We start from the raw sequence: 13407 nt of genomic DNA on the forward strand, positions 1-13407 counted from the left end.
ACGTATCTATACCTTATTTCCTTGCCGCTTCATAACAAAGCCAACGAATAGAACAATAGTAAGAACAAGCCATGGCAACAACGTGTGCAGTGGGCCCCAGAACGACGGGAGCCATTGCGATAGTTGTTGGTCTGCGCTAATCATTTCGCCAGAAGTGAAGCCGAGGATGCCCGCTCCTAATAGCACAACGGATGGGAAGCGACGCATCATATCCGTTACAAATGCGCTTCCCCACACAATAATGGGAATACTTAGCGCAATGCCAAGTATGATGTAGGCCATTTGACCTTTCGCGACAGCAGCAATTGCCAATACATTGTCCAAACTCATAATGAAGTCAGCAATAAGAATCGTCCGCACCGCGCTCCATAGTGAGCCTACTTCCTTAACGCCGCCAAGATCGTGCACACTATCGTTGAGCAATTGAATCGCGATGACGAACAGCATGACGCCTCCGGCTGCTTGAACGAGCGGGATGTCCATGAGCCACACTGCGACAACAGTCAGTAAGCAGCGCAGCACTACTGCGCCCGCCGCTCCCCACCAAATCGCCTGTCGGCGCTCACGTTCAGGCAAATGCTGACTGGACATGGCAATAACAACAGCATTGTCTCCACTAAGCACAACATTAATGAGCAATATTTCGGCCAGCAGCCATAATTGTTCCACAGCCCGTCCCTCCCCCTGTACAGGTGTATGTGAGAACGGAACGGGCTATGACCAAAATTTAATCGCTATCGGTTAAATCGTAATTGTGCAGCTACGTTAGAACCAATCATCCTGCTTCGGAGCCGATTCACCGCCCGCAGCATTTTCCGTTGTAAGTCCTGTAGGTGTAGAGGGTGCTGAAGGCGTTGCAGAACTAGCCTTCTCTTGATCCTTCTCCAACACATACGGCTCCATACCAGGACGAAGAATAATCGTCTCCGTTGTCTCGACTGCTTGCGCAATCAGCTCGTCAAGTTCAGGAATCGATTGTTCAACATACTCGACTACTTTTAGATTCGGATTTGTCGCAGGTGCTTTAGGTACAAACAATGTACAGCAGTCCTCAAACGGTAAAATGGACAAATCGAACGTGCCGATATGGTGTGCGATTTTAATAATCTCTTCTTTATCCATCGTGACGAGCGGTCGCAGCAATGGCAGATCGGTTGTACGCCCAATCACGTTCATGCTGCCTAACGTTTGACTCGCCACTTGACCGAGGCTATCGCCAGTCACGATAGCATGTCCTTTACGCTTTTCCGCTATTTGCGTGGCAATGCGCAGCATAACCCGACGCATGATCGTAATAAGCAGGCTTTCTTTCCCTGCTTGATGCAAGCGCGTCTGGATATCTGTGAACGATACCATATGCACTTTCATATAGCCGGAATAATTGGCCAACACTTGAGCCAAGTCGATGACTTTTTGCTTCGCACGCTCACTCGTAAACGGATAGCTATGGAAATGGATTGCTTCCACTTCCAAGCCTTTGCGCAGCGCTTGATAGCCTGCCACTGGGCTGTCGATACCGCCAGAGAGCAGCAACATCGCGCGGCCGTTAGAGCCAAGCGGAAAACCACCTACAGCCGGAATAACTTCGCTGAATAGGAATGTTCCTTCTTCGCGAACTTCGACGCGCAGATCGATTTCAGGATTACGTACATCTACCTTTAACTGCGGGAACAGACGTAATACAGGTGCAGCTACCAACGGGCTAACTTCTTGCGAGGAATGCGGGAACGCCTTCCAAGCACGGCGAGCTGACACTTTGAACGTTGTGCCTTCTTGCGGATTCATCTCTGCCATGAGCTGCTCAGCAGTCGCAATAATCGCTTCTAATTCAGACGGCGCTTTCTTAACCGGACTCAGCGATACGAAACCGAACACATGCTTCAACACGTTGACAATGTCGCGCATCGATTCGCCATTCAGTTCAACATAAAGACGTCCGAACTCCTTGATAATCTTCGTATTCGGGAAAGGCTTCAACACGTTTTTGACATGTTGATACGCCGCTCTTTCGAACTTATGTCTATTTTTACCCTTTAGTGTAATTTCTCCGTAACGCAGCAATAACATATCATATTCCATTTATATATACCTGCCCTTCTCGTTCCAACCTCCACAAAGTGTGGATGATTTACACATTTAAAAGTTCAAATTAACGACGCTGCATAAGCGGTTGTAGTTGTGCAACCGTTTGCTGCAATGCGGAAATTAATTGGCTAATATCTCGCTCCGTATGGTTCGCAGCCAGACTGATACGAAGCCCACTTGAGGCTCTTCCTGCATCATTCGTCATCGCCAGCAACACGCGGCTTGGCTTATGCAGCTTGGAAGAACATGCCGATTGTGTGGACACGACGATTCCGTGTTGCTCTAAGGAATGGACAACCACTTCGGATTTCATTCCTGGATAGGACACATTAATAATGTGTGGAGCCGACAATGGCAGCTCCGGGCTGTTCAGCTTAAGCACCTGAAATGCGCTTTCGTCACGTAACGCAGCCACAACTTGTTCACGCAGTCGCACAAGCTGTTCATAACGCTCCGACTGACCTTCAACCGCTAGGCGAACAGCCTTAGCGAAAGCAACGATTGCGGGTACATTTTCCGTCCCCGGACGTACCTGCTGCTCCTGCAAACCTCCAAAAAAGAGCGGCTGCATTCGAACCTGACCACGCCGAATAAGAGCGCCAACACCTTTTGGCCCATTGATTTTATGACCGGAAATGCTATATAAATGCGCATTCCATCGCTCTAACGCGACAGCTATTTTACCTAATCCTTGTACCCCATCTACATGGAAGTACGCGTTCGACCGTTGACGTAGTATTTGACCGATCTCTTCTAACGGTTGTATAGCCCCCGTCTCGTTGTTGACATGCATGACACTAACCATGATCGTGTCTGGTCGCAACGCTCGTTCAATTTGTTCAGGCTGCACGCGGCCATTGCTATCAACTGGCACATACGTGACGCTAACCCCTTCACGTTCTAACTGTTTATAACTTTCGAACACCGAAGCATGTTCCAAATGGGATGTGATCATATGGACTGATTTACCTAAAGCAAGCTGTGCACGGGCCACGCCAAGCACCGCTAAGTTATTGCTTTCCGTAGCGCCCGATGTAAATATAACGTCCGACGGCTGGACGGTCAGCGCTTGCGCAATGACTTCTCTAGCACGACGTATCATCTGTTCCGCATGGCCACCCACTTGATGAATCGATGATGGATTCGCGTACACCCGTTCCATCACCTCGGCCATCGTCCGAATCACGTCAGGATGAGGAGGCGTAGAAGCACTATGGTCAAAATACAAATTAAGCTCGTTCAAAGGTGCTCCTCCTTTACACTAAAAAAGACCATAACAAGCATGGAGGACGTTCCCCAGCCGTTGTGATCCCCGTAAAACATGCTTTATATTTTACACGGTTTCGTGCATTTTCACCATCTTTTTATCAAAATGATGATTCCGATTCCATCCCACAAAAAAAGAGCCTAACATAGGCTCATACATGGTGGGGCATTCCCAGTCTGTCTCGGTCTGTCTTGGTCTGTCTTGGTCTGTCTTGGTCTGTCCCGGTCTGTCTCGGTCTGTCTTGGTCTGTCCCAATCGGTCTCGATCAGTTCCGACCTGTTCCAGTCAGCTCCGATCTGTTCCAGTCAGCTCCGATCTGTTCCGGTCAGCCACATTCAGACTAAGACTCTTATTTACATCATTAGCATTACACGATGAAAGCGATCAGCAGCGCACGCAGCATAGCTGCCAATACACCAAGCATAATGGCAGCAACAGCTCTGATTCGACTGCCTTGATAATACGCCATAACCCCTAAAATAGCTGCTGAAAGACCTAGCCAAAATGGAAACAGGAAAAAGGAAACAATAGCAAAAATGACCGCGACCGTTCCGAGTGAAGATGCATAGCTGTTGCTATTATTTCGTTCTGTGTAAGTTACAGCATTTGAAACTGGAAAGCCAGCCACTTCAGCAGCAAATTCAGTATCTGCCTCACTTGCAAATGTATCGTCAACTGGTGTTGTGTTCGTCGCTGAGGCTTCTTCTTGTGCCGTCGAATGAATGCGAATACGTTCACGTTTGATGCGACGATGTTCTGGTTTATAATGCTTCGACATAATGGCTCCTTTAACTAGGACAAGAAGAATCATCCTTAGGTTTGAATGTTTGACAGCAAGTTGCAGCAGAAGTCGGTGCACAATCTTTGTGAGGGCCACCTAATTCGTCAGCAAACTCTTCGTTCACATTAGTGCGTGCGTGTGCATCTATTTCAATCACGATTTGTTCTGCATGACATCGAAAATCACCCCAAAACTTACAGTTGGCAATACTACAATGCACGACGGGTCTTTCCGCCACATCGATCACCTCCGTTAACAGGTTGTCCGTGCGACAGCCGCTGTATCCGATTACATTTATGGCAACTTCTCCAGTAAAAAAAATAAGCACCTCCTTAGATGGAGGCGCTTATGTACAAGCGGTATCTTTACTTTTGGCCTTGCATTCTTCTTTGCGTTAAATAGTCGCTTTCGTAGTAAGCCAGTTCATCACGTAATTCTTCAAAGCCTTTAGTAATATCAAGTATAATGTCGCGCACAGGACGCACCGGTTTTGAGCGGAAGCGAATGGCATCTTGTCCTGTATAGGCATAACGTCCGTCTTCCGAGTAACATTCATTTTTCGGATAAAAAAATGCATTTACACATTGATGATAAACATCATATAAAGCCCGCTCTGCAAAGTCATTGTTAAAGTTCGCGCGACGTAGCGTGACGCCCAGCTTCTCGTAGCTCGCTTCCGAAAACACGAGCAAGTGACGCATATCAGTTAGAAAGCCCTTATAAAAGCTAACCGTCTGCTCGTCCTGTTGCTCGTCCACAAGCTTCGCTAACGAATATTCGTTCAAAAAAAGCTCAAGCTGGTCAATAGCGTACTTTAATTTAATTCTGGAAACTTCGCAAAGCTGCTTCACATTGGATGCTGGCATTAGAATGCTCCCCCTTAAACAATCCTTATCGGTTCGTGCAACGAAAGCAAGCAATATGCTGCGACGATTGCCTTTGACATCCTTATCCTACCACAAAATTAATGGCAATGGTACTCCTTTCCATCCATTTTTCAGGCGATTCGATACGGAGAATAATTTTGTGCGTCCGTCCAAAAGCTACATATAAAGCTGTCTTACAGAGCGAGTAGTAAATGAGGAGGAAGACCAATGCATAATCGATCCATTGCATGGCTTGGCGTACTGGGAGTAACGATATTAGCCGTGCCTCTACTGTGGAATACAGGCAACAAATCATCGAACACGGCAGAACAACGTATGCAATCAGATATGAAGATCAAACAGAACATTGTACAGCAAGATGTTGACGTAACAGGAAAGCTATTTGCACTGGATGTCCGCAAAGATTTAGAACAGGCAGTTGCAACTTTACACCAAGCTTCACCATCTGAAGCACAGCAAAAGGTAAGACAACTCATGCAGTTGCACCCACAATTCGTATATGTAGCGTGGTTAAATGAAAAAGAGGTACGGCAGTGGTCTTACGGCGAATTGCCAAAAGACGAGATGTGGCAAACAAATAAACAATTAAACAGTTTTGTGCAAAGTGCCAAGCTGCATATAAGCAAACGCGAGTCCTACGTATCTCCCGAACTGCTTATACGTGGCGAACGCCATATCGTGATGGGCATTCCAGCTTCTAACGCTAATGTCGGCTTAGTTGCCGTCATTAATCGGCATGTTGTGCAATCAGTGCGCAGCCACCAGCAAAAAAACTTACGACTCGTTCCATATCCGCCTGATTCGAAGTATCGAGTCAAGTCGGTAGACAGCAACACGATGCAAGATGTTCCTGTTCGTACGGGCGCAGATAATGAGGGCAAAAGTCATTATTATCAAAAAGAGATCGTTGTTCGTTTTCGCACCGATCCTGACCGCAACCAGATGCAGCAAATCATGCGTGAGACCGGCTGCTCCGCTCCACGCAAACTTGGCAACACGTATCTTTTTCGTTCCAATTGGATGAGTGCAGAGCAGATGCAGCAATATTTTGCACAGTTTAATCCACTCTACGCAGAGCCACATTATTTGTATATGACGAATGAGGAAAAAACAAGCTTGCGCGTGTTGTCTCCGACATCAAAGACGAAGGCTGCTCAAGCTGGTGAAGAGCCAAACGATCTATTTTACAAAAATTATCAATGGAATTTACCGATCATTCATACGAATGGTGGCTGGAATTTAACAAAAGGTAAGCAAAATGTCGTTGTAGCGGTCGTGGATACAGGTGTGGATTTGAAGCATGCCGATTTAAAAAATAAACTGGTTAAAGGTTACAATGTATTTGACCCTGATAAACTGCCCCAAGATGACGTTGGGCACGGTACACACGTAGCCGGTATTATCGGAGCGACGGTCAACAACGGTGAAGGTGTTGCTGGCATGACATGGTACAATCCGATCATGCCGATTAAGGCTCTAGATAGCAATGGGTCGGGCACATCGTATTCGGTAGCCGAAGGAATTATTTGGGCCACGGATCATGGTGCTAAAGTAATTAATTTAAGCTTAGGCAACTATGCCGACGGCGCTTTTTTGCATGACGCAGTGAAATACGCGTTTGAGCGCGACGTGGTGCTCATCGCAGCAACTGGCAACGATAATACGCGCCGCCCTGGTTTCCCTGCCGCGTATCCCGAAGTATTCGCCGTATCCGCGACCGACGAAAATAAGCAAAAAGCGTCATTTTCCAATTATGGTAGCTACGTTGATGTCGTCGCGCCAGGTGCAACGATCGCAAGCACGTATCCGAATAATCAGTATGCGGCGCTTTCAGGAACGTCAATGGCCTGCCCACACGTATCCGCGCTTGCAGCGCTAATCCGCTCAGCGAACCCGAGTTTGCGTAATACCGAAATTTACGACATCATGCGTGAAAGTGTAAATGACTTAGGCTCTCCAGGCAAAGATACGTTTTTTGGCTTTGGGCAAATTGATGTTGAGCGTGCCCTGAATATGGCGGACCAACGTAAAACGTCTTTGTCTTTACATCCGCAAAATGTTGAGTCGAATTTAAACCGGATCGTGTCACGTTTTGTGCGGCAATCCGCTAAATAAGCAATCAAAAAACCCGCAGGCGTGCCTGCGGGTTAATTATATTCATGGCATTAAATGTTGTGTTGTAGCGATGGAAAGCTTGCCATAAGCCGGGTTCTGTTCCGTTCGTGGTGTTACGGGTGCAACCCTTCCACTACTAGGTGACAATCATCTATCTACGCTGCGCATTGCTGGGCAGCTCCAGCGACCAACCCAGACGCACCTCGGGCTAAGGTTGCCCACAAGGGGCTGCGTCTCATTAGGTCTTGCTCCAGATGGGGTTTACCAGGAACGAGGTCACCAACGCTCCTCGTGGTCTCTTACACCACGGTTCCACCCTTGCCTGTGCCGCACAAGGCGGCCATCGGCGGTCCATTTCTGTGGCACTATCCTTCAACTCGCGCTGACTGGACGTTATCCAGCATCCTGCCCTATGGAGCCCGGACTTTCCTCTCGTGACTTACGTCACCAGCGATTGTCTGTCAAACTTTCCGACAACATTCGTAAGTATACTAGGTTCTAGCCTGAAACTCAACCATCAACTTTTTACACAAATTGAAACGGCTCTGTCGACAGCTCTGAAGCATGGAACGTTGTCCCTGTTCCATGCTTGTCATTTAACGACTGCAAACGTGAGGCAACGTCTTGCTTCATCATTTTCTCCGCATTGTGACCTGCATCAATAATCGCTAATCCAGCTGCCAATGCATCGTGCGCCGTATGATAATCGATATCTCCGGTTACGAGCACATCAGCGCCTTGGAACAAAGCATGGCGCACATAACGGGCACCTGACCCACCCAATACCGCAACCTTGAGAACTTGTCTAGACAAATCGCCTACAACACGTACATGCGGCACTTCAAAGCGTTGCTTGACCTTATCGACCAATTGCTGAAGTGAAATTCCGCTGTCTAGTTTGCCGATTCTGCCGAGGCCAAATGCTTTCCCCGGCATATCAAGCGGATATAAATCGTAAGCCACTTCCTCGTAAGGATGCGCTTTAAACATCGCTTGCAGTACACGACTCTTAACCGATTTAGGCACAATCGTCTCGATTCGAACTTCCTCAACGTGCTCCAGCTTGCCTGCCGCACCGATAAAGGGCTGAGATCCTGCTTGAGGCATAAATGTGCCTGTTCCATTCAGATTGAAGCTACAATGACTATAGTTGCCGATATGACCCGCTCCCGCGTTCAATACGGCAGCACGTACATGATCAGCATGCGTCTCAGGTACAAAGACGACAAGCTTCTGCAAAGGTTCGGTTTGCAACGTTTCAAGAGCTTTTGTCTCTGTTAAATCGAGACAAGCAGCCATTAAGTCGTTCATTCCACCTTCGGCGATGTCATAATTCGTATGTGTAATGTAGACAGCAATGTCGTGCTTAATTAGCTTTTCATACAATCTTCCGGCAACGGTATCGGTTTGCAAATGCGCCAACGGCCTAAAAATAATCGCATGATGAGCAATAATTAATTGTGCACCTAGGCGGATAGCTTCCTCGACTACCTCATCTGTAACGTCTAGCGCTACAAGAACTTTCTCAACCTGCTTGTTCAGTGTACCAAGCTGTAAGCCGATTTTATCGTCCGGTACAGCTAACGATTTAGGTGCCAGCTGCTCCATCCACTGAATTATCGTTTGTCCTTTTGCAAACATTCGACAATCGCCTCCAGTTCCGCTTTTTTAGCTGCAAACAATGCGCGTCGCTCTGCCACTTCTTCCGCGTCAGTTTGTGCCATGGTGTGCAGAACACGCTCTTGCTTTTTAATTTCAGACTTCCACTTGGCCACAAAGACGTCTGTCGCTTCAACAGACAGCATCGGCCCTAACTTTAAGAGCCATTGCTCATCAAGCGTAATACCATTGCTCAACTTGCGCGGTGCATACAATTTCGCATCGGCTAAAGCTGCGTTCACATGATCAGCATCGCTGCGTTCCGCATGCAGAATCTCATATATTTTTCCATCTTCTTCTAAAATATGCTCATGAATAAGCGCCCACCCATTGTCACGCAGCCATTGGCGAACGAGCTCCTCGCCTACATTCGGCTGTAGTACGAGACGGGACACGCCCGTAAGTTTGCTTTCATCCGCAGACAAAATCTGAACGATTAAGCTTCCACCCATGCCGGCAATCGTTACGCAATCGATTTCACCGGGTTGAATGACTGCTAACCCGTTACCTTTACGTACATCAACCACTTGCTCTAAACGTGTTGCCCTTACTTGTCGGCGTGCCGCATCATATGGCCCTTGATTGACTTCACCTGCGACAGCAAATGGAACACGCTCCTGCTTCGCTAAAAATACAGGCAGCAACGCGTGGTCTGACCCAATGTCAGCCAAGCGACTGCCTTGCGGTACCAAGTCTGCAATGTATTGCAGACGGTTCGATAATTTAATATTCACGAATCCCGTTCACCTACTGTTAATAAATTCAGAACCTCATTTGCATTGTCAGTAAAAAAGCGGTAAAATAGGTTCCAACAACATAAATGAATCCATTATTGATAAATGGAGTAAATCAATTCCACTAAAGTTACGATTCATACGTGTCATACGTGCGCACACATAAACATTTTTATTCCTAAGTACTAAGCAATTGAAAGAAAAGACCTTGCTGAATGCGAATATCATACGCATCAGAAGGTCTAACCGATTTACATGTTATTCAAGGAAATCTTTCAATCGCTTGCTGCGGCTCGGATGACGTAGCTTGCGAAGTGCTTTCGCCTCGATTTGACGAATACGTTCGCGCGTAACACCGAACACTTTGCCTACTTCCTCCAACGTACGAGTACGTCCATCATCAAGACCGAAACGCAGACGAAGAACATTCTCTTCACGTTCTGTGAGCGTGTCCAGTACGTCTTCCAACTGCTCCTTCAATAGCTCATAAGCAGCTGCATCAGCAGGTGCCAGTGCTTCTTGATCCTCTATAAAGTCACCTAAGTGTGAATCGTCTTCTTCACCAATCGGAGTTTCCAACGATACCGGCTCTTGAGCAATCTTCATAATTTCACGAACTTTTTCGACGCTGAGTTCCATTTCAGCTGCAATCTCTTCTGGGCTAGGTTCGCGCCCAAGCTCTTGCAATAACTGACGGGACACACGAATAAGTTTGTTAATCGTTTCAACCATATGGACCGGAATACGAATCGTACGCGCTTGGTCAGCGATCGCACGCGTTATGGCCTGTCTAATCCACCATGTTGCATACGTACTAAATTTGAAGCCTTTGCTATGGTCGAACTTCTCAACCGCTTTAATGAGACCCATGTTGCCTTCTTGAATAAGATCAAGGAACAACATTCCGCGACCTACATAACGCTTCGCAATCGATACTACGAGTCGCAAGTTTGCCTCTGCAAGGCGCTTCTTAGCTTCCTCGTCACCTCGTTCGATTCGCTCTGCAAGCTCAATCTCTTCCTCTGCGGACAAGAGCGGAACACGGCCGATTTCTTTCAAGTACATACGCACAGGATCATTTATTTTGATTCCTGGCGGCAAAGAAAGATCATCGTCAAATTGGAAATCATCCGACTCATCTTCACGGTCGGTAGTACGGGCATTCATTTCATCATCCGTTACGTTTACAACTTCAATCCCTTGATCAGCAAGGTGTTCAAAGAACTCGTCCATTTGATCAGAGTCTTGGTCGAACGTTGACATTTTTTCGGCAATTTCTTTATAGCTTAGCGTACCTCGCTTTTTGCCGATTTCGATCAACTGGTCCTTTACTTGATCTAATGCTGTTTCAGTGTCGAGTCCAGTATGTTGATCATTCGCCATCTTTCGACTCCCTTCCCCCTAGAAGTATCTCGTTGCTATCTCTTCAATTGCTGCTCTAGGGCTATAATTTCTTGTGCGATTTGCGCGGCGCGCAACACTTCTCCGGAACGTTCCGCTTTTAACATTTCTTCTCTTTTAAGCTCGATTTCTTGCTGTCGAGGCACTTTAAGGATTAGTTCGATATAGTCGTCCAATAAGCCGTTATCTTGATGAAGCGGTGCTTCATTCATCGATATGGAAACTGCGACTTTCTCTAATCGTTCATCCTGCAAGGTGGCCATGTACCGACTGAAATCTGGTTCATTTCCTTGCGCATAATAGGCGTATAGATAAGCAGCTAGTGCCGCATGATCATCTACATTAAATTGTTCACCAAGATTTCGCTCAACGTAATCAGCAACTTCTATATCTTGAAACATGATCGCAAGCAAGCTGCGTTCCGCATATACATAAGCTGGCCGTAACGTAGGCGGGGCAATATTACGTTTATCATTCCTAACATTATTCCACCAAATGTCCTGATTATCCCCGTTTGCGTTCACTTTTTGCAGCTTTTGTCGCGAATTCGCATATTCTTGCTTCAATGTATCTAACGATACATCTAACTGCTGCGCCAATTCCTTAAAATGCATTTCCCTCTCTACAGGAGAAGCAAGCGGCGTAATAATTCGCATCGCTTCATCTTTATAGCGGCGTTTGCCATCATCTTCTAGCAGTATATGATTCCGGCGCATAGATATAAGTTTGAATTTTGTTGGCGTAACGGCGGCAGCAATAATCGCGTGGCGGAATCGTTCGGCACCGTGTGTCTTGATGTAATCGTCCGGATCCAATCGATCGGGCAGCATCGCTACAGCCACGTGTATGCCTGCTTGCTCCAATAACGTTATCGATTTCAAAGCAGCTGCTTGACCAGCGTCATCACCGTCGTAACATATCGTTACACTTTCGGCTAAGCGCTTCATATACGAAACGTGGTCAGTCGTCAGCGCAGTACCCATCGTAGCAACGCCATTGCACACCTCAGCATTCCAAGCTTGAATCACATCCGCATACCCCTCAAACAACACAAGTTGCCCTGTCCGTTTAATATGAGGTCTAGCCTGATGCAAGTTATACAACAGCTTGGATTTATCAAACACTATCGTTTGCGGTGAATTCAAATATTTCGGCTGACCTTCACCTAAAATTCGTCCGCCAAATGCGATAGTCCGACCGTTACGATCCCATATCGGAAACATGATACGGTCACGAAAACGATCGACGTATCCGCTGCCGTTCTGGCGCGCGGACACTAGTCCCCCTTGTTCCATTTGAGACAAGTCAAATTCACGCTTCGTCAACAGCTGTACAAGCGTGTCCCATTGCGGTGGTGCATATCCGATTTGGAATTGCTCAATTAATTTGTCATGAATGCCACGATTTCGCAAATATGCAAGCGCAGCTTGCCCGTGAGCCGTATTCATGAGCACATAATGATACAGCTTTGCAGCGAGTTCATGACCTTCGATTATTCGATCCTTCGCTTGGCTGTGCGGACTTCGCTCTATTGGTTTATCCTCCCATGAAAATGGGATATCCGCCGCTTCTGCTAAGTGTTTAATCGCTTCCGGGTAAGAAAAACCTTCAATATCCATAACAAAACGGATCACATTTCCGCTCGCACCGCAGCCATAGCAATGAAATATTTGCTTTTCAGGCGTCACTGTGAACGATGGTGTCTTCTCGGAATGAAAAGGACATAACCCTTTTAAATACTTGCCTTGCTTTGACAGATGGACATATTGACCAACGACATCAGCTACATCGTTCCGCTTTAACACTTCATCCCTAAGTTCATCTGGGATTAGTCCGTGTCCACTCATCGCCTAAACCACCTTCATCAAACACGTAATACTTATTCGCTATGTGCGTAATTTCTCCTGCTTACGGAGCAGAACTTGTGTCAATTTTTGTTGGAAATGCTCTCTATCGCTCACAGTCATGGCGCGCGGCCCTTTTGTCCGCAGCCCTGCCCTCCGAGCTTTGCTTGAGTAATACCGACGATCCAAATGTTCTTCCACATTACCACTCGTTAATTCAAAGCCACGTGCCGTAATGACGGCGGCTCCTTTCGGCAAACAGAGCGCAGCCAATCCGTAGTCACCTGTTACTACTACGTCGCTCGATCGCGTTACATTGGCTATATACATATCTGCTGCTTGTGAACTTTGGTCTACATAGACATTTGATACATGCTGTTCCTGACCTTGCAAGTCATGGGAAAAGGCGGCATACGAAGCGACAAACAGCACTTCAGCATGAAGCTTTCGCGCAATTGCGACAATTTCTTGTTTGACAGGACAAGCATCGGCATCGACAACAATGCGAAGATTGGAAGACAATAACATTCACCATTTTCTGAAAGCTTATGAAAGTATCTACTTGACTGGTATTTGTACCGTTTATATTATATACGCTGCTGCATTTAAAATTCCTGCTTGCTTGGACGTGTTT

Annotated in this window: 12 protein-coding genes and 1 other RNA gene; 1 reads left to right on the forward strand and 12 read right to left on the reverse strand. The window is 46.8% G+C overall.

Annotation, left to right across the window (positions count from 1 at the left end; all coding sequences use genetic code 11):
- Positions 1-6: 6 nt before the first annotated feature.
- The 6 genes from KIK04_RS03105 to KIK04_RS03130 form a co-directional block, all read right to left on the reverse strand.
- Positions 7-669 (reverse strand): TerC family protein, encoded by a 663-nt coding sequence (locus tag KIK04_RS03105; protein WP_232276876.1) that lies wholly within the window; start codon positions 667-669, stop codon positions 7-9.
- A 96-nt stretch (positions 670-765) separates the two neighbouring features.
- Positions 766-2079 carry a tRNA uracil 4-sulfurtransferase ThiI gene (thiI, locus tag KIK04_RS03110; protein ID WP_232276877.1) on the reverse strand — a complete coding sequence of 438 codons (1314 nt, stop codon included), beginning with the start codon at positions 2077-2079 and terminating at the stop codon, positions 766-768.
- Between the two features lie 70 nt (positions 2080-2149).
- Positions 2150-3328: a cysteine desulfurase family protein gene (locus KIK04_RS03115; protein WP_232276878.1), complete on the reverse strand. Its 1179-nt coding sequence runs from the start codon at positions 3326-3328 to the stop codon at positions 2150-2152.
- 391 nt (positions 3329-3719) lie between these two features.
- Positions 3720-4130 carry a 5-bromo-4-chloroindolyl phosphate hydrolysis family protein gene (locus KIK04_RS03120; RefSeq protein WP_232276879.1) on the reverse strand — a complete coding sequence of 137 codons (411 nt, stop codon included), beginning with the start codon at positions 4128-4130 and terminating at the stop codon, positions 3720-3722.
- 10 nt (positions 4131-4140) lie between these two features.
- Positions 4141-4461 (reverse strand): DUF1540 domain-containing protein, encoded by a 321-nt coding sequence (locus tag KIK04_RS03125; RefSeq protein ID WP_332329992.1) that lies wholly within the window; start codon positions 4459-4461, stop codon positions 4141-4143.
- A 37-nt stretch (positions 4462-4498) separates the two neighbouring features.
- Positions 4499-4999 carry a YpuI family protein gene (locus tag KIK04_RS03130; RefSeq protein WP_232276881.1) on the reverse strand — a complete coding sequence of 167 codons (501 nt, stop codon included), beginning with the start codon at positions 4997-4999 and terminating at the stop codon, positions 4499-4501.
- A 228-nt stretch (positions 5000-5227) separates the two neighbouring features.
- On the opposite strand from KIK04_RS03130, the gene KIK04_RS03135 reads away from it, so the two are divergent.
- Positions 5228-7135 (forward strand): S8 family peptidase, encoded by a 1908-nt coding sequence (locus KIK04_RS03135; protein ID WP_232276882.1) that lies wholly within the window; start codon positions 5228-5230, stop codon positions 7133-7135.
- Between the two features lie 70 nt (positions 7136-7205).
- Here the strand turns inward: KIK04_RS03135 and rnpB are convergent.
- The 6 genes from rnpB to KIK04_RS03165 all read right to left on the reverse strand — a co-directional run bounded on the left by rnpB (position 7206) and on the right by KIK04_RS03165 (position 13301).
- Positions 7206-7605, reverse strand: an RNA gene (gene rnpB / locus KIK04_RS03140) — RNase P RNA component class A.
- A 55-nt stretch (positions 7606-7660) separates the two neighbouring features.
- On the reverse strand, positions 7661-8776 hold the full coding sequence (locus tag KIK04_RS03145; protein WP_232276883.1) for a Nif3-like dinuclear metal center hexameric protein: 1116 nt from the start codon (positions 8774-8776) through the stop codon (positions 7661-7663).
- Complete coding sequence (locus tag KIK04_RS03150) at positions 8752-9528, reverse strand: tRNA (adenine(22)-N(1))-methyltransferase (RefSeq protein ID WP_232276884.1); 777 nt, start codon at positions 9526-9528, stop codon at positions 8752-8754. The genes KIK04_RS03145 and KIK04_RS03150 overlap by 25 nt, the downstream gene beginning before the upstream one ends.
- 258 nt (positions 9529-9786) lie before the next feature.
- On the reverse strand, positions 9787-10911 hold the full coding sequence (gene rpoD / locus KIK04_RS03155) for an RNA polymerase sigma factor RpoD (protein WP_232276885.1): 1125 nt from the start codon (positions 10909-10911) through the stop codon (positions 9787-9789).
- A 35-nt stretch (positions 10912-10946) separates the two neighbouring features.
- Positions 10947-12776 carry a DNA primase gene (gene dnaG / locus KIK04_RS03160; protein ID WP_232276886.1) on the reverse strand — a complete coding sequence of 610 codons (1830 nt, stop codon included), beginning with the start codon at positions 12774-12776 and terminating at the stop codon, positions 10947-10949.
- A 39-nt stretch (positions 12777-12815) separates the two neighbouring features.
- Positions 12816-13301, reverse strand: coding sequence for a YaiI/YqxD family protein (locus tag KIK04_RS03165; protein WP_232276887.1), 486 nt, complete (start codon positions 13299-13301; stop codon positions 12816-12818).
- Positions 13302-13407: the final 106 nt, after the last annotated feature.

It is taken from the genome of Paenibacillus sp. 481 (assembly GCF_021223605.1).
In the GTDB taxonomy this organism is placed as follows: Bacteria; Bacillota; Bacilli; order Paenibacillales; family Paenibacillaceae; genus Paenibacillus_B.